The organism is Psychromonas sp. L1A2, from assembly GCF_009828855.1.
In the GTDB taxonomy this organism is placed as follows: Bacteria; Pseudomonadota; Gammaproteobacteria; order Enterobacterales; family Psychromonadaceae; genus Psychromonas.
In genome coordinates, this window is the sequence record NZ_WUAG01000001.1 from 154,154 (window position 1) to 171,140 (window position 16,987).

Sequence of the window (16,987 nt, forward strand, 5' to 3'; positions counted from 1 at the left end):
GCGCGATATTAACCTTATTCATAGCACTGTTAACAAAATAGTATCGTTAACAAAATAATACTGATAATAAATAGTGTAGTTAAAAAATAGTATAGTTAACCAAAATTATAACCCTCATTTTATAGGATTTTTTAGTGAAACGACTTCAAGTCTGGATCCAAGCATGTCGATTACGTACTTTACCTTTAGCTGCTGCGTCTATTATTGTGGCTGGTGGGTTAGCACAACAACATCAAGTATTTAACTCTGGGATATTTTTGTTGTCCTTGTTAACAGCTTTGTTATTACAAATATTATCTAATTTAGCAAATGATTATGGTGATGCACTAACCGGAGCGGATGATCAACGAGTGGGGCCAACAAGAGCGATGCAAACCGGGCTTATTACTGCAAGTGCGATGAAGAAAGCGATTATTATAGTAACGATTGCATGTTTAATATCGGGGTTATCATTACTCAATCTTTCTTTTGCCAGTGACCTGCATCATTGGTTAATCTTTTTGGGGTTAGGCGCCGCTGCCATTATTGCGGCGATAACTTACACTATGGGTAAGTTACCGTATGGATATAGAGCAATGGGCGATATTGCAGTATTCATGTTTTTTGGATTATTAGGTGTGTTAGGGAGCTTTTATTTACAGGCGTTATCATTACCTGCCTCTATTTTATTACCCGCGTTCAGTGTTGGCTTATTAAGTGCTGCAGTCTTAAATGTTAATAATATACGTGACTTTTATAGTGATACAGCGGCGAATAAAATTACTTTAGTTGTTTTGTTAGGTCGCAAAAAAGCATTTATTTATCACTTATTACTTATCGTTACTGCCATGTTATGCAGTGCAATATACATTTACCACTTACCAGATAGTCAATTTTGGCAATATCTATTTTTGTTAATTGCTAGCCCATTAATTAAAAGCTGTATTGAAATAGCCGAAGCGATTAATAAAGATGAGCACGGTGGGGCTGTTTTTAATGAACAACTTAAAAATACAGCGGTCAGTACGTTTGTATTTTCGGTATTATTTACAATTGCCTTGATCACTTGATATTGTTTAATTATCCCTCTAATCACTGGGTTTAAAACCAGTTATTTCGGTTTTTTTTACTATTTTCATAAAACATGACAAAATAAAGCCGAAAAAAACAACATATTTCCGCTTTTTTCTAAATACTGTGTTCTGTTTAACTACAAAGATTGTATAATGCCGCGGGAATATAGCCTCCAATTTTTTACATACAGAGTATAAAAAATGACAGATTTAAGTAAATACAGAAACATTGGTATTTTCGCGCATGTTGATGCGGGTAAAACTACTACTACAGAGCGTATCTTGAAACTTACTGGACAGATCCACAAAACTGGTGAAGTACATGATGGCGAATCTACAACTGACTTCATGGAACAGGAAGCTGAGCGCGGTATTACTATCCAGTCTGCTGCTGTTACTTGTTTCTGGAAAGATCATCGTTTTAACGTTATCGATACTCCTGGACACGTTGACTTCACAGTTGAAGTTTACCGTTCACTTAAAGTATTGGATGGCGGCATCGGTGTATTCTGTGGTTCTGGTGGTGTTGAACCACAATCAGAAACTAACTGGCGTTACGCGAATGACTCAAAAGTTGCACGTATTATCTTCGTAAACAAATTAGACCGTATGGGTGCTGATTTTTACCGCGTAGTTAAACAAACGCAAGACGTATTAGGTGCTAACCCACTAGTAATGGTTCTACCAATCGGTATAGAAGATGACTTCTGTGGTGTTGTTGATCTATTAACACGTAAAGCATACATTTGGGATGACTCTGGTCTTCCTGAAAACTACGAAATCACTGATGTTCCTGCGGACATGGTTGATAAAGTAGAAGAATACCGTGAAATGTTGCTTGAAGAAGCACTAGGTCAAGATGATGATCTACTTGAAGCATACCTTGAAGGTGAAGAGCCATCTTTAGAAGACATCAAACGTTGTATCCGTAAAGGTACACGTACAATGGAATTCTTCCCTACTTACTGTGGTTCTGCATTTAAAAACAAAGGTGTTCAAAACATTCTTGACGCTGTTGTTGATTACCTACCTTCACCTACAGAAGTTGATCCACAACCTCTTACAGATGAAGAAGGCGAGCCAAACGGTAAATTCGCACTTGTTTCTGCTGAAGAAAGCTTTAAAGCACTAGCATTTAAAATCACAGATGACCGTTTTGGTTCATTAACTTTCGTACGTATCTACTCAGGTACATTGAAGAAAGGCGATACAATCATGAACGCTGCTACAGGTAAAACTGAGCGTGTTGGTCGTATGTGTGAAATGCAAGCTGATGATCGTAACGAACTTACTTCTGCACAAGCGGGCGATATCATCGCTATCGTTGGTATGAAAGGTAACGTTCAAACTGGTCATACATTATGTGATCCAAAAGACCCAATCATTCTAGAAGCAATGGTTTTCCCTAACCCAGTAATCTCTATCTCTGTTACACCAAAAGATAAAGGTTCTACTGAGAAAATGGGTATTGCGATTGGTAAAATGGTTGCAGAAGATCCTACATTTAAAGTTGAAACTGATATCGATTCAGGTGAAACAATCCTGTCTGGTATGGGTGAGCTTCACTTAGATATCAAAGTTGATATCCTTAAGCGTACATACGGTGTTGATTTAGTTGTTGGTGAACCTCAAGTTGCTTACCGTGAAACAATCACACAAGCAATCGAAGATTCTTACACACATAAGAAACAATCTGGTGGTTCTGGTCAATTCGGTAAAATCGATTACCGTATCAAGCCTGGCGAACCTGGTTCTGGTTTTGCGTTTAAATCAATTGTTGTTGGTGGTAACGTACCTAAAGAATTCTTCCCAGCTATCGAGAAAGGCTTTAAAAGCATGATGGATACTGGTGTTCTTGCTGGTTTCCCTGTACTTGATGTTGAAGTTGAACTTTACGATGGTGGTTTCCACGCCGTGGATTCATCTGCAGTAGCATTTGAATTAGCAGCACGTGGTGCATTCCGTCAGTCTATCCCTAAAGCAGGCGCACAACTTCTTGAGCCTATGATGGCTGTAGACGTGTTCACTCCTGATGATCATGTTGGTGATGTAATCGGTGACCTTAGTCGTCGTCGTGGTATGATCGCTGGTCAAGAGCCTAGTGCTTCTGGTGTTCGTATTAAAGCTGACGTTCCTCTTTCAGAAATGTTTGGTTACATCGGTTCACTACGTACAATGACTTCAGGCCGTGGTCAGTTCTCTATGGAGTTCAAAAACTACATGCCTTGTCCTGGTTCAGTATCTGATGCTGTGATCGAGAAAGTTAAAGCTGAAAAAGCTGCAGCTAAGAAGTAATTCTTAACTAGTTAAACTTTTTCTTAAGCCTCGGTAGTGAAAACTATCGAGGCTTTTTTATGCCTGTTAGTTTTTATTAGCAGAACTGTTTGGGTATTAACTTCAGTTCACTACGTACAATAACTTCAGGCCGTGGTCAGTTCTCTATGGAGTTCAAAAACTACATGCCTTGTCCTGGTTCAGTATCTGATGCTGTGATCGAGAAAGTTAAAGCTGAAAAAGCGGCAGCTAAGAAGTAATTCTTAACTAGTTACACTTTTTCTTAAGCCCCGATAATGAAAATTATCGGGGCTTTTTTGTAACTAGATATTCATAAATTTTTGGATATTTACTTCAGTTCATTATGCTCAATGCTGCAGGGCGAATTAGGCGACTCGCGTTCGTGGCCAGTTATCTATGGCGTTTAAAACACCATGCCTTGTACTGGTTCAGTATCTGATGCTCTAATACCCAAAATAAGTCGAGAAAGTTAAAGCTGAAAAAGCTGCAGCTAAAAAATAATTTCTTTCCTAAATTAGGATAAAAAGAAAACATTTTAAAGTTGATAAACCCTAATAACGTAAGTTGTTAGGGTTTTTTTATGTCTGTTAATTTGTCTAAATATGTTTGGATATTTACTTCAGTTCACTACGTACAATGCTGCAGGGCGAATGAGACGGCAGTCTAGCGTTATGGGCGGAGAAGCTCTGCGACTTCCATTCGTGGTCAGTTCTCTATGGCGTTCAACACACCATGCCTTGTCTTGGTTCAGTATCCGATGCTCTAATACCCAAAATAAGTCGAGAAAGTTAAAGCTGAAAAAGCTGCAGCTAAGAAATAATTTCTTTCCTAATTAGTTAGGATAAAAAAGAAAATATTTTAAAGTTGATAAACCCTAATGACGTAAGTTATTAGGGTTTTTTTTATGTCTGCTAATTTGTCTAAATATGTTTGGATATTTACTTCAGTTCATTACGTAGAATGCTGCAGGGCGAATTAGGCTACTCGCATTCGTGGTCAGTTCTCTATGGCGTTCAAAACACCATGCCTTGTCCTGGTTCAGTATTTGATGCTCTAATACCCAAAATAAGTCGAGAAAGTTAAAGCTGAAAAAGCGGCAGCTAAGAAGTAATTCTTAACTAGTTAAACTTTTTCTTAAGCCCTGATAATGAAAATTATCGGGGCTTTTTTGTAACTAGATATTCATAAATTTTTGGATATTTACTTCAGTTCAGTACGTTTAATATTTCAGGAGGAATTCGACGGCAGTTGGGTGTGATGAGCTTAGTACTTCTGTTACTGCTAGTGGTTCATCCATTTAAATTTTACTAAACCCTTTAGTCATAAAGCGTGCGTTACTTTTTGTCATCAATATTCCATCCACATATAATTCTCCTTCTACTTTATAAAGAGGAGAGCGAGAAGTGATTACTTTAGCGGTCATTAGAATATGACTATTAACCTTCACTTCATGCAAAAACCGAATATTCATATCCGCTGTTACTGCTTCAATATTCTTACTAAAAATAGCGTGGCACATACTGCTATCAAGTAGTGCTGATAAAAAACCTCCGTGCAAAATACCTTCGTAACCTTGTTGGTGAATTGAGCTTTTGAAATGTGCCCAGACTTGTTGATTAGCGTCATTATAAAAATTTAACTTTAAACCTAATAGAGAATTTGGGCCACATAACATGCAATGTTGATGGCTTTTTTGTTTTTGCATTAATGCTAAAGATTGAGGTAAATTTTCTTGATTTAACAATAATAATTCATTAATTAATAATTGTTTCTCAGAGTAATGCGTAGCAGACATATCGACCTCTATTAGTCATTATTTCAAATAAAGTAATTGGCATATGCTAATTACTTGATTAAGATAACACATCTAAGCGTTACTGAGAACTTAAAATGAGACCAAAAATAAAGCGCCATATCTGCACTGAAAAGTTTGCTAAATGCAGCTTATTTAAACCCAATGGTATTCCTGCAAAGGATCTGATCAAAGTCAGTATTGAAAGCGATGAATTAGAAGCCATTCGCTTGGTTGATATTGAAGGGTTTTCTCAACAAGATGCAGCAAAAATAATGAAAGTTTCACGACAAACCTTTGCCAATATATTAAAAAAGTCACGTTTCAAAATAAGTAATGCATTGATAAATGGACATGCATTAGTTTTACCCGATGAATTAGTTACTATTGATAATTAAGGATAAATACCATGATTTATGCTATCGCAATGAGCAATAATAAGCTGTCTCACCAGTTTTCAAAATCTGATAACTTCGCCTTTTATAATGAAAAATATCAGATAATAGCTGTGCATGATAATCCAGCTTTAGGCATCACAGGTTGTTCTGCAAAGTTATTAATTATTCAACTTTTACAAGAAATGCACTGCGACGTTGTGATTGTTAGGAAAGTAGGTGAAAAAACCTTAGTAAAACTACTAAATGCAGGTTTACAAGTAGAGCAAGGGAATACAAGGGATGATATTAAAACATTATTGGAAAGCGCTAAATTACATCGCCGATCTTTAAATACACCTGAACAAGGGGTGTTGAAAAAAGCATCAGATAAAAATGCTGGTGGTCGATGCTGTAGCCATCATTAGATAATATATTCGGTACTACTCATCAACTTTATGGTTGGGATCTATTTATTTCTCATCTTGATGATTTTTACATCTGAATACTCACAATTTTGACTTAGCTTCAAATAATAAGTGGTTTAGTTTATTGGTTTAAATCACTTAATATTTCCTTGACCATTACTTAAATAACCTCAAATCTGGATAAGCAAAGCGATACAACACCGTTATTTCCGAGGATTTCTGCGTTAAATTATCTATCAATAACCAGTTATTGCTTCAATAATTCGTCTTGAACTACGCAAAACTAACGGCACTGTATAATAAAAAATAGAACCTCATGATTTTAAATGTGATTTTTATTTAATTAACCAGAATTGAGATTAAATAGAAACTCGATTAAAGGGTTAAGGTCTTTTTTGCTTAATTCTCTTCGCCTGTTTAACTTGTTCGCTTTTTCTTCTATACTGCCCGCATCTTGTCGGAGTGCTAATGGGAATTTCCCAAAGGCTGAGACCACATAAGTAATTGTGTTTAAAAAGCAGTTACGTGGGATCCGTGGAACCTGAATAGGCTAATACCTACGTAGGGAACAAGTAGAAAATATCTGTTTATTTCCAATCTTGGGTATTTTTTAACTTCCACACTTATTCGACAAGCAATCTTTTATAAGCCGTTTATATTAAACTAGGTAAAGAATGCTATGTCTAAAGAAATTAATTCAACGTTAAAAACCACTGATCGTAAAGGTCTATCTCGTCGTGAATCACGCCAAGCGGCACAGGACTATATTCAAAATTTGAATAATGAGTCTTATCCGAATTCTGAAAAAATATTTATTGATGGTGATATTCATCCGATCAAAGTAGCGATGCGTCAGATTCACCAAACCGACACGTTTGTGGGTGGCAGTGAAGAAAATCCAGTCTATGAAAAAAATGAGCCCATTCCTGTTTACGACACATCAGGTCCTTATACTGATCCGAATACTACAATTGATGTTCATGCAGGATTACCCAAATTACGTAAAAGTTGGATAGAAGCGCGTGATGATGTTGAAGCCCTTGATGGTGTTACCTCAGAGTTTGCACAAACACGTTTAGCCGATGATTCATTAGATGAATTACGATTCGCCAACTTACCTAAGCCATTACGTGCACAAAAAGGTCAATGTGTGACGCAATTGCATTACGCGCGTCAGGGTATTATCACACCAGAAATGGAATACATTGCCATTCGTGAAAACCAAGGTCGTGACCGTATAAAGTGTGAGGCATTACACTCACAACATGCAGGGCAAAGCTACGGCGCGAATTTACAGGAATCGATTACGCCAGAGTTTGTACGTTCAGAAGTGGCTAGAGGCCGAGCGATCATTCCATCAAACATTAACCATCCTGAATTAGAGCCAATGATCATTGGTCGTAATTTCTTAGTGAAAGTGAACTCTAATATTGGTAACTCTTCTGTGTCATCTTCAATCGAAGAAGAAGTGGAGAAGTTGGTTTGGTCAACGCTTTGGGGTGGTGACACGGTAATGGATTTATCAACAGGGCGTAATATTCATGAAACGCGTGAATGGATCCTACGTAACTCGCCAGTGCCAATCGGTACCGTACCGATTTATCAAGCATTAGAAAAAGTAAATGGCGTGGTGGAAGATTTAACATGGGAAGTGTTTCGCGATACGTTAATTGAACAAGCAGAGCAAGGCGTGGATTATTTTACCATTCATGCTGGCGTATTGTTACGTTTTGTACCGATGACGGCAAAGCGTGTCACGGGTATCGTTTCACGTGGTGGTTCAATCATGGCGAAATGGTGTTTGACTTACCATAAAGAAAACTTTGCTTATGAATACTTCCGTGAAATCTGTGAAATTTGTCAGCAGTACGATGTGTCGTTATCACTGGGTGATGGTTTACGTCCGGGGTCTGTTGCTGATGCCAATGATCAAGCACAATTCTCTGAATTAGAAGTATTAGGCGAGTTAACTAAAGTGGCGTGGGAATACGATGTACAAGTAATCATCGAAGGTCCAGGTCATATCCCAATGCAAATGATCAAAGAAAATATGGATAAGCAATTAACCGAATGTTTTGAAGCGCCTTTCTACACATTAGGTCCACTAACTACTGATATTGCTCCGGGTTACGATCATATTACGTCTGGTATCGGCGCCGCCCAAATCGGTTGGTACGGTTGTGCAATGTTGTGTTATGTCACACCAAAAGAGCATTTAGGGTTACCGAATAAAGATGATGTCAAAGTGGGTTTAATTACTTACAAAATTGCAGCGCATGCGGCTGATTTAGCGAAAGGACATCCTGGTGCGCAAATTCGAGACAATGCTTTATCTAAGTCTCGTTTTGAATTCCGTTGGGAAGACCAATTCAATCTAGGGTTAGACCCCGTCACATCGCGTGAATACCATGATGAAACGTTACCGCAGGAGTCAGGTAAAGTTGCGCATTTTTGTTCAATGTGTGGCCCAAAATTCTGCTCCATGAAAATTACACAGGACGTACGTGATTTTACGGCGAAGTTAGATTCAGGTGAAATCAACATTAAGATCCTTGATGAAACCATTATTATGACCACAGGTATGACTGCGGAAGAAGGGATGGCGCTTAAAGCCAAAGAGTTTACTGATAGTGGTGCTGAAATATATCAACCACCAGTACTTGATAAAGCTTAATCGTTGTTAGGTTTTATCTAACTCACCATAGAAAGTGCTCGTTCATTTTTATTGATTGAACACTTTCTAAGTGAATTAAAGTAAACCCCTTAGTGCTAATTTCCGTACAATATTCAATAAATATAAATGGTTAGTTGTCAGTAATCACTGGTGATTAATCACGAATAACTAAGACAAAATTAAGGTTAAATATGAACAATATAGTGTGGACAATTGCAGGATCAGACTCTAGTGCAGGCGCGGGTATTCAAGCGGACCTTTATACATTTCATGATTTAGGGGCAGACGGTTGCTCAGTGATCACCGCGGTAACGGCACAAAACTCACAAGCTGTTCAGTTAGTTGAGAGTGTTTCTGAAAAAATGTTTACACAACAATTAGCCAGTTTAGCTGAAGATATGCCTGCTAAAGTAATTAAAATAGGTCTGATTGCGAGTGTTGAGCACGTTAAAATTCTTGCACAGCAATTGGCACTCTACAAACAAACTTGGTCACGTAAGCCATTTGTTATTTATGACCCTGTTTCTGTTGCATCGACAGGCGATGATATGGCTGAAGAGGGTATTAATGAGGTTATTAAAACGCAATTACTGCCTCAAATCGATCTATTAACACCTAATGCTAATGAAGTATTAACCTTATCTGGCCATGCCTTAATTTCTGGCGAATCATTTAAACCTGCCGTGGATAAATTGATCAGCATGGGTTGCGGTAGTGTCTTAATTAAAGGGGGTCACTTTGAGCTGGTGGATGACATTGCACTTGATTATTGGAGTGATGGTAAGAGAGAAATAGCACTAACAAGCCCTCGTTTAGACAATGTTCATACGCACGGAACAGGTTGTACCTTAGCCAGTGCCATTGCAGCAACGATGGCCTTAGATTATTTTATAGAAGATGCGTTAGTGATTGCAAAAGCTTATTTAAACCAAGGTTTAAAAGCCTCTAAAGCACTCGGTGCTGGTGAAGGTTCTGTCGCGCATTGTGGTTGGCCAACGGAGCGTGCTGATTTTCCTGAAGTCGTTTTACCTGAATCAAGTATTGGTTATGAGTTAGACCTACCGGGTAGTTTAGAAGCAGGTCCTGGCTTTGAACCTTGTGACACCATTAAATTAGGTTTATATCCCGTTGTCGATTCTGTTGAATGGGTAGAGCGCGTATTGAAACTGGGTGTAAAAACACTGCAGTTGCGTATTAAAGACAAACAACCAGAACAAGTAGAACAACAAATTATTGATGCGATAGCGTTAGGTAAACAGTATGACGCACGTTTATTTATTAATGATTATTGGCAGTTAGCCATCAAACATAATGCTTACGGAGTGCATCTGGGGCAAGAAGATATGGATGTAGCTGATTTACCGTTAATTGCCGATGCAGGTTTGCGTTTAGGGTTAAGCACCCACGGTTATTATGAAATGTTACGTGCAAGGCAGCTTAAGCCAAGTTATATCGCGTTAGGGCATATTTTCCCAACGCAAACCAAAGATATGCCTTCCGACCCACAAGGGTTAACGCGTTTATCTAAGTATGCGAACTTAATGTCAGATATGGCAACCGTTGCCATTGGAGGCATTAATTTAGAGCGTGCTCCCGCGGTATGGCAAACGGGAATTGGTAGCATTGCGGTAGTGACTGCGATTACATTAGCGGATGATCCTAAACAGGTAATTAATCAATTTAATGAAATCATGTGTTAGTCGATAACAGAGGATAAAAGTATGTTGAATGACGATGAGCTATTACGTTATAGCCGCCATCTCTTATTAGAAGATGTTGGAGAAACAGGCCAGCAAGCACTAAAAAGTGCAAAGGTACTTATTATTGGTATGGGGGGCTTAGGTGCTCCGGCTTCATTATATCTTGCAGCTGCTGGTGTTGGGCATATCGTATTAAATGATTTTGACCATATTGAAGTGAGTAATTTACAACGTCAGATAGCTTATCAAAGTTCAGATATTGGTGAGTCAAAAGTGGAAGTCACTAAACATAAGTTACAGCAAATTAATCCAGAAATTAAAGTTCGCAGTATCAATAAAGCGATGCCAGAGATGCAATTGACCATGGAGTTGACCATGGCTGATTTAGTGTTGGATTGCACTGACAATATGGCGAGTCGACAGTTGATTAATAAAGCCTGTGTTGATGCAAAAGTACCGTTAATTGTAGGGGCTGCGATCCGCTTTGAAGGTCAGCTTATGTTCTTTGATCATAGTGAAACAGACTCGCCTTGTTACCACTGCTTATTTCCAAGTTCAGAAGAACAAACTCTTAATTGCAGTAACGCTGGCATTATCGGTCCTGTGGTTGGCACTATCGGTACACTGCAAGCGTTGGAAGCAATTAAGTACTTTGTGGGTTTACCATCAGGCATTAAAAACAAATTAAAGTTGTTCGATGGTAAGTCCCTTGATTGGCAAACCTTTGCGATTAACAAAGATCCAAAATGCGCAGTATGTGGACAGCATTAATTAGGCCGAATTGAGGGTGAAAGTTAGATGAAAATACACGTTAATGAACAAACGATAGAGCTCGCTGAAAATACAAATATAGAGCAACTATTAACACATTTAGATAAACCCCTTATCGGCAGTGCTGTTGCGGTCAATCAAGATATTATCAGTCGTTCTCATTGGGCGAACACTATTATTAATGAGGGTGACAAGATCTCTCTATTTCAAGCTATTGCGGGTGGATAAATCATGTTATTTGATGAAATGAATAAAAACGATCAGTTAGTTATTGGAGATAAATCCTTCTCTTCTCGTTTGTTTACTGGCACAGGAAAATTTAACGATCAACAAACCATGGTCGCTGCCTTAAAAGCATCACAGTCAGAGTTAGTCACAATGGCCTTAAAGCGTGTAGATATGCAACACCGTGATGATGATATCCTTGCACCATTAATTAAAAATGGCATGAAGTTATTACCTAATACATCGGGTGCTCGTAATGCGAAAGAAGCGGTATTTGCAGCAGAACTCGCACGAGAAGCCTTACAAACTAACTGGGTTAAATTAGAAATTCATCCCGACCCGAAGTATTTGCTACCTGACCCAATTGAAACCTTAAAAGCGGCTGAAATGTTAGCTAATAAAGGGTTCATTGTTTTGCCTTATATTCATGCAGACCCTGTCTTGTGTAAACATTTAGAAGCGGCAGGTTGCGCAGCTGTGATGCCGCTAGGCGCTCCGATTGGTTCAAATAAAGGCATTAAAACGGCTGACTTTTTAGAAATAATTATCGAACAAGCTAATATTCCAGTGATTGTGGATGCAGGATTAGGTAGCCCATCTCACGCAGCACTTGCAATGGAGATGGGCGCCGATGCAGTGTTAGTCAATACTGCCATTGCTGTCTCAGGTAATCCTGTTGCCATGAGTGAAGCCTTCGCAAAAGCGGTACAAGCAGGTCGCCAAGCTTATTTAGCGGGTTTAGGTGGGCAAAGCACACAAGCAGTTGCCTCAAGTCCATTAACTGCATTTCTCGAGGCAAGCCTGTGACTTTTAGTGAAAAAATAAAAGAGTATCAATGGGATGATATCCGCATGTCTATCTATGCTAAAACCGCATCGGATGTGCAACGTGCGTTATCAAAGTCGCGTTTAGACTTGGAAGATTTTAAAGCGTTAATAAGTCCAGCTGCTGAACCTTATTTAGAGCAAATGGCGCAAAAATCACAACAGTTAACTTTGCAACGATTTGGTAAAACGCAACAGTTTTATATTCCACTCTATCTCTCGAATATGTGCAGTAATATTTGCACTTATTGTGGTTTTTCAATGCACAACGCATTACGTCGCAAAACCTTAGACATGCAAGAAATTGAAAATGAGTGTTTAGCGATTAAAAAAATGGGCTTTGACCATATATTAATTGTAACGGGAGAGTCTGAACGTAAAGTGGGCATGGATTATTTCAAACAAGCTTTACCTGTTATCAAAAAGCACTTTGCGAATATTACCATCGAAGTACAACCACTTGATCAAGACGAATACAGTGAATTAATTGAATATGGAGTCAATGCAGTCTTAGTCTATCAAGAAACCTATAACCCAGTGACCTACGCAGAGCATCATTTAAAAGGTAAAAAATCTGATTTTATCTACAGATTAGATACGCATGACCGACTAGGTGAAGCGGGTATTCATAAAATGGGCTTAGGTAGTTTAATCGGTTTGGAAGAATGGCGCACAGATTGCTTTTATGTGGCTGCGCATTTAACGTATCTTGAGAAAAAATACTGGCAAAGCCGTTATACTATCTCTTTTCCGCGTTTGCGTCCCTGTGAAGGGGGTATGGAAATAAAATCAGTGATGGATGATAAAGAACTAGTACAATTGATTTGCGCATATCGTTTATTTAACCCTGAAGTTGAATTATCACTATCGACACGTGAATCTGAACATTTTAGGGATCATGTGTTACCTTTAGGCATTACATCACTCAGTGCTGGGTCAAGTACACAACCAGGCGGATATGCAGAACAAGCAGACAAAGCCCTTGAGCAATTTGAAATAAGTGACGAGCGCTCTCCGGCAGTAATGGCTGAACTAGTTAAAGCCCAAGGTTATGAAGTGGTTTGGAAAGACTGGGATCACAGCTTAACGGGTAAGTAACTACCAATAAATTATAAATGAGAATAAAACATGTCCGATCAAGAAGAGGTCTTTGCAACATTAGTTGAAATACGTGAAGAACCAACTGCACTTTATAAAATATTAAAAATCGCTAATCTAGTCTCAGGTGGTGGAGAAGCCAAGCAAGCTATTTCAGAAGGATATGTTTCATTAAACGGCGAAGTAGAAACGCAAAAGCGTAAAAAGATTTATGCAGGTGATTTAATCTACTTTAACGAGCAATATCTACATATTGCCATTGCAGGTGAAACGGAAGGTTATGAGGTTGTGGAGGAAACACAACTGACGACAGAATATGAAGCATCGGTTCAGCCTAATGTAAGTAATACAACGGCTGCACCTAAAGCAAAAAAAACACGCAAGCCGATTAGTTTTTAAGGTTGAATGACGTTTAATATTTTCGAAAGTATTAATGAAAAATATTAAATATTAACTATTGATAGGTCGAACATCTTTCATGATACTTCTTGCGAAATTAAAACGGCTTAAACAAAATAAAGGTTTTATGAAGTATTTTAAGAATACTTCATGGTTATTCGCTGAGAAAATACTGAGGGTGTTTGTTGGCATTTTTATAGGTATTTGGATTGCTCGGTATTTGGGACCTGAACAATTTGGTTTATTAAGTTATGCACAAAGTTTTGCAGCTCTCTTTACTGTGTTTGCTACTTTGGGGCTAGACCAAATTGTTATACGAGAATTAATCAAAGATGAAAGTGCCCGAGATAAGTTATTGGGTACTGCTTTTATTTTAAAATTGTTCGGTGCTTTCGCCGTATTAATTGCTATCGCCTGCACAGCTCTATCCGGAGTTAATACATCAGCAGCGAGTTTCCTTATTTTAATTATTGCCTCTTCAACCGTTTTTCAAAGTTTTAATGTTGTTGATTTTTATTTTCAAAGTAAAGTTATGAGCAAGTTTGTAGCGTTCGCCAATGTTATTTCTTTAGCTGTATCTTCACTTATTAAAGTGACTTTATTACTCAACGAATCTTCTTTAATTACATTTGCCTTAGTGTCGTTATTTGACGCATTTATTCTTGCTGGTGGTTATATTTATTTTTATTTGCAAAATAACCTAAAGATTATTAAGTGGTCGTTTGATGGGGTACTAGCTAAAGCTTTATTAAAAGATAGTTGGCCTTTGATACTAACTGGCGTAGTGATTTCAGTGTATATGAAAATAGATCAGATAATGATAGGTGATATGTTAGGCAACAAGGCTGTGGGTGAATATGCGGCAGCAGTTAAATTAAGTGAGCCTTGGTATTTTATTCCAACAATTATCGCATCCTCTGTATTTCCAAGTATTATAAATACAAAAAAGAATAGTGAGAAAGCTTATTATGAAAGGCTTCAAAAGCTATACAATTTAGTCGTTAAAATAGCATTAGTAATTGCTATTACAATCACCTTCCTTAGTGACTGGATAATCAATTTACTTTATGGATCAGAATTTTCACAAGCTAGTAGTGTGTTAAGTATCCATATTTGGGCTGGGGTTTTTGCATTCCTAGGTATTGCTAGTAGAAAGTGGTTCATAGCTGAAAACCTATCTATGTTATCTTTTTGGCGAACATTTTTCGGGATGGTTATTAATATAGTTATGAATATATTGTTAATCCCTTGCTATGGGATCCAAGGAGCGGCTGTTGCTATTCTATTAAGTCAAATAAGTGTTGCTTATATCTTTGATTTTTTGTGTCACCAAACCAGAGCAAAATTTTTTATGAAAACTAAAGCTTTACTTTTAATTAGTGGAAAGTAACTTATGAAAGTTACAGTTTACTTGGTTACATTTAACCGTAAAATATTGCTTGAAAGAGCAATATTGTCAGTTATTAAACAAACATATAAGAACATTGAGTTAATTGTGGTTGATGATTGCTCCTCTGATGGGACTAAAGAATTTTTAGAGTCTAAATTTGAAGAATATAATTGTCAGATAAATTTTAGATTTTATATTAATGATAAGAATAAAGGTGCTTGTTATTCTAGAAATAAAGCGATAAAAAAGGCTTATGGGGAGTTTATAACAGGACTGGATGATGATGACTACTTTTTGCCTGAACGGATTGAAAAATTTGTTGCAGTTTGGCCTAATAAAGAAAAGAGGGTAAAGCATCTATTTTCTAACTACCGCATTTTGTCCGTTGATAATCCTTCGGAGACTTTGAGAAGTAAAGTGGTTAAACAATCTGATCTATTTCGCGCAAATCACATAGGAAACCAATTGTTTACAAAGAAAGAAAATCTTCTGGCAATAGGTGGTTTCGATGAATCTATGCCAGCTTGGCAAGATTTAGAGTGTTGGTACCGTTTACTGAAATATGGTGATGCAGAGTGTATTGAGGATGTAACCTACGTTTTTGATTGTAGTCATCCTCATGAGAGAATATCTACATCAAACATTAAAAAAATTTTTAATGCTTCCAAAAAGTTTAAAATCAAACATGGATGTAATTGGGTCGAGAAAAATAGGTTAGATAACCAATTGATTTCATATAAATTCAATTTTCTTTTATATGTTAAGTGTTTTGTTGTTTTTTTATTGAGTTTAGATTGGAAAGGGATCAAGAACCTTCACTCTAGAATAATACGAGTGTTAGGATTAACGAAGTAAATCTATTCGCATAAGTAAATATATTAAAAAATATGGGTTCGGAATGAATGAAATTTTAATTTCAATAATTATGCCTGCGTATAACGTATCTCAATTTATTGATGAAGCGATTGATAGTATTTTGCAACAAACGCATAAGAATTTTGAACTATTAATTTGTGATGATGCATCTACGGATGATACGTTGGATAAAATAAATCAATATAATGATTCGAGAATAAAACTACATATTAACAAAAAAAATATTGGATATTTAAAAACATGTAATTTTTTAGCCTCTAAAGCCAATGGTGAATATATTACTTTCCAAGATGCAGATGATGCATCACATTGTAAACGAATCGAGTTGCTGTTAGCTGTAATTAAAAAAGATAATGCAGATTTAGTTGGTAGCTCTCGAATTTGTAATTTTGGAAGTAATGTAGAAAAGATAACAAATTATCCAACAGATCATCGTGCAATCGTTAGAAGTTTTTCCTCAATTGGAAGCAGAAGTTTTTTTCCTAATTCTGTTATGTTTAGTCAAGCAGTTTATAAAAAAATAGGATTATATCGTGACTGCTTTAATAGAATTGGTGCTGAAGATTATGATTGGATCTTACGCGCATCTGAATCTTTTACGTTAGTTAATATTCTCCAAGCTTGTTATTTTTATCGCGATAATCCGCATTCAGTAAGTCGAACCTGGCAATTAGATGTAAATAATGTGGCCAATATGAGTCCCTTTATTGCTTATAAAATGTATTTGGCTCGAGTTGAGGGTGAAAATGAAATAGCTGAGTATGATAAATACACAAAAAAATACCTTAAATACCCAATATCACATTTGGTTGTTGTTCGACGTCTACTGACGACTGGTCAATATCGACAGTTTATTAAGTTGTATATTAAAATGTTAGGTATATATAAATTGAGAGTGTTTTTTTATATCGATTTTTGGCTTATTTTTAGAGATATTTTGAGGAGGGTGGTATAGATTGGTTATCTTTAATAAATGTCGCCTTTATTTACTGTCTATTATTTTTCAATGTCGTTACTATATTGCCAATCGAGTTAACAAGAGTGCTCTTGGATTAAATGTTAACGCTAATTTTACTCTCTCATTAACCA

Annotated in this window: 16 protein-coding genes and 1 riboswitch; of the genes, 15 read left to right on the forward strand and 1 reads right to left on the reverse strand. The window is 37.1% G+C overall.

Features of this window, described 5'->3' with window-relative positions:
- Positions 1-134: 134 nt before the first annotated feature.
- The 3 genes from menA (at position 135) to GQR59_RS00635 (ending at position 3,586) form a co-directional block, all read left to right on the forward strand.
- Positions 135-1,049, forward strand: a complete 915-nt coding sequence (gene menA, locus GQR59_RS00625; protein ID WP_160060244.1) for a 1,4-dihydroxy-2-naphthoate octaprenyltransferase — start codon at positions 135-137, stop codon at positions 1,047-1,049.
- A 204-nt stretch (positions 1,050-1,253) separates the two neighbouring features.
- Entirely contained in the window at positions 1,254-3,347 is a 2,094-nt protein-coding gene (gene fusA, locus GQR59_RS00630) for an elongation factor G (RefSeq protein WP_025563168.1), read from the forward strand.
- An 89-nt stretch (positions 3,348-3,436) separates the two neighbouring features.
- Positions 3,437-3,586: a hypothetical protein gene (locus GQR59_RS00635; RefSeq protein WP_160060245.1), complete on the forward strand. Its 150-nt coding sequence runs from the start codon at positions 3,437-3,439 to the stop codon at positions 3,584-3,586.
- Between the two features lie 1,058 nt (positions 3,587-4,644).
- Here GQR59_RS00635 and GQR59_RS00640 read toward each other — a convergent pair.
- Positions 4,645-5,142 (reverse strand): PaaI family thioesterase, encoded by a 498-nt coding sequence (locus GQR59_RS00640; protein WP_160060246.1) that lies wholly within the window; start codon positions 5,140-5,142, stop codon positions 4,645-4,647.
- A gap of 95 nt (positions 5,143-5,237) precedes the next feature.
- Here GQR59_RS00640 and GQR59_RS00645 point away from each other — a divergent pair, with 95 nt between their 5' ends.
- The 12 genes from GQR59_RS00645 to GQR59_RS00700 all read left to right on the forward strand — a co-directional run bounded on the left by GQR59_RS00645 (position 5,238) and on the right by GQR59_RS00700 (position 16,853).
- Positions 5,238-5,537, forward strand: a complete 300-nt coding sequence (locus GQR59_RS00645) for a DUF134 domain-containing protein (RefSeq protein WP_160060247.1) — start codon at positions 5,238-5,240, stop codon at positions 5,535-5,537.
- Positions 5,538-5,548: 11 nt separating this feature from the next.
- Positions 5,549-5,941 carry a NifB/NifX family molybdenum-iron cluster-binding protein gene (locus GQR59_RS00650; RefSeq protein WP_160060248.1) on the forward strand — a complete coding sequence of 131 codons (393 nt, stop codon included), beginning with the start codon at positions 5,549-5,551 and terminating at the stop codon, positions 5,939-5,941.
- Positions 5,942-6,389: 448 nt separating this feature from the next.
- Positions 6,390-6,526: riboswitch (TPP riboswitch) on the forward strand.
- Between the two features lie 94 nt (positions 6,527-6,620).
- The gene (gene thiC / locus GQR59_RS00655; RefSeq protein WP_160060249.1) at positions 6,621-8,615 is read left to right on the forward strand and encodes a phosphomethylpyrimidine synthase ThiC; all 1,995 of its coding nucleotides are present in this window, start codon (positions 6,621-6,623) and stop codon (positions 8,613-8,615) included.
- Positions 8,616-8,806: 191 nt separating this feature from the next.
- On the forward strand, positions 8,807-10,315 hold the full coding sequence (thiE, locus tag GQR59_RS00660; RefSeq protein WP_160060250.1) for a thiamine phosphate synthase: 1,509 nt from the start codon (positions 8,807-8,809) through the stop codon (positions 10,313-10,315).
- A 21-nt stretch (positions 10,316-10,336) separates the two neighbouring features.
- Positions 10,337-11,086, forward strand: a complete 750-nt coding sequence (locus GQR59_RS00665) for a HesA/MoeB/ThiF family protein (protein ID WP_160060251.1) — start codon at positions 10,337-10,339, stop codon at positions 11,084-11,086.
- A gap of 27 nt (positions 11,087-11,113) precedes the next feature.
- Positions 11,114-11,314 carry a sulfur carrier protein ThiS gene (thiS, locus tag GQR59_RS00670; RefSeq protein WP_160060252.1) on the forward strand — a complete coding sequence of 67 codons (201 nt, stop codon included), beginning with the start codon at positions 11,114-11,116 and terminating at the stop codon, positions 11,312-11,314.
- A 3-nt stretch (positions 11,315-11,317) separates the two neighbouring features.
- A complete protein-coding gene (locus GQR59_RS00675; RefSeq protein ID WP_160060253.1) occupies positions 11,318-12,118 on the forward strand; it encodes a thiazole synthase in 801 nt (266 codons plus the stop codon).
- A complete protein-coding gene (gene thiH / locus GQR59_RS00680) occupies positions 12,115-13,233 on the forward strand; it encodes a 2-iminoacetate synthase ThiH (RefSeq protein WP_160060254.1) in 1,119 nt (372 codons plus the stop codon). The genes GQR59_RS00675 and thiH overlap by 4 nt, the downstream gene beginning before the upstream one ends.
- A 30-nt stretch (positions 13,234-13,263) precedes the next feature.
- Positions 13,264-13,632 (forward strand): RNA-binding S4 domain-containing protein, encoded by a 369-nt coding sequence (locus tag GQR59_RS00685; RefSeq protein ID WP_160060255.1) that lies wholly within the window; start codon positions 13,264-13,266, stop codon positions 13,630-13,632.
- A 79-nt stretch (positions 13,633-13,711) separates the two neighbouring features.
- The gene (locus GQR59_RS00690; protein ID WP_160060256.1) at positions 13,712-15,022 is read left to right on the forward strand and encodes a flippase; all 1,311 of its coding nucleotides are present in this window, start codon (positions 13,712-13,714) and stop codon (positions 15,020-15,022) included.
- Positions 15,023-15,025: 3 nt separating this feature from the next.
- Positions 15,026-15,877, forward strand: a complete 852-nt coding sequence (locus GQR59_RS00695; protein WP_160060257.1) for a glycosyltransferase — start codon at positions 15,026-15,028, stop codon at positions 15,875-15,877.
- Between the two features lie 43 nt (positions 15,878-15,920).
- Positions 15,921-16,853, forward strand: a complete 933-nt coding sequence (locus GQR59_RS00700) for a glycosyltransferase family 2 protein (RefSeq protein WP_160060258.1) — start codon at positions 15,921-15,923, stop codon at positions 16,851-16,853.
- Positions 16,854-16,987 lie beyond the last annotated feature (134 nt).

Bases quoted from the DNA above. Each gene is read 5' to 3' on its own strand.
- fusA (WP_025563168.1), top strand. From the start codon at position 1,254: ATGACAGATTTAAGTAAATACAGAAACATTGGTATTTTCGCGCATGTT.
- GQR59_RS00640 (WP_160060246.1), bottom strand. From the start codon at position 5,142: ATGTCTGCTACGCATTACTCTGAGAAACAATTATTAATTAATGAATTA.
- GQR59_RS00645 (WP_160060247.1), top strand. From the start codon at position 5,238: ATGAGACCAAAAATAAAGCGCCATATCTGCACTGAAAAGTTTGCTAAA.
- GQR59_RS00650 (WP_160060248.1), top strand. From the start codon at position 5,549: ATGATTTATGCTATCGCAATGAGCAATAATAAGCTGTCTCACCAGTTT.
- thiC (WP_160060249.1), top strand. From the start codon at position 6,621: ATGTCTAAAGAAATTAATTCAACGTTAAAAACCACTGATCGTAAAGGT.
- thiE (WP_160060250.1), top strand. From the start codon at position 8,807: ATGAACAATATAGTGTGGACAATTGCAGGATCAGACTCTAGTGCAGGC.
- GQR59_RS00665 (WP_160060251.1), top strand. From the start codon at position 10,337: ATGTTGAATGACGATGAGCTATTACGTTATAGCCGCCATCTCTTATTA.
- thiS (WP_160060252.1), top strand. From the start codon at position 11,114: ATGAAAATACACGTTAATGAACAAACGATAGAGCTCGCTGAAAATACA.
- GQR59_RS00675 (WP_160060253.1), top strand. From the start codon at position 11,318: ATGTTATTTGATGAAATGAATAAAAACGATCAGTTAGTTATTGGAGAT.
- GQR59_RS00685 (WP_160060255.1), top strand. From the start codon at position 13,264: ATGTCCGATCAAGAAGAGGTCTTTGCAACATTAGTTGAAATACGTGAA.
- GQR59_RS00690 (WP_160060256.1), top strand. From the start codon at position 13,712: ATGATACTTCTTGCGAAATTAAAACGGCTTAAACAAAATAAAGGTTTT.
- GQR59_RS00695 (WP_160060257.1), top strand. From the start codon at position 15,026: ATGAAAGTTACAGTTTACTTGGTTACATTTAACCGTAAAATATTGCTT.
- GQR59_RS00700 (WP_160060258.1), top strand. From the start codon at position 15,921: ATGAATGAAATTTTAATTTCAATAATTATGCCTGCGTATAACGTATCT.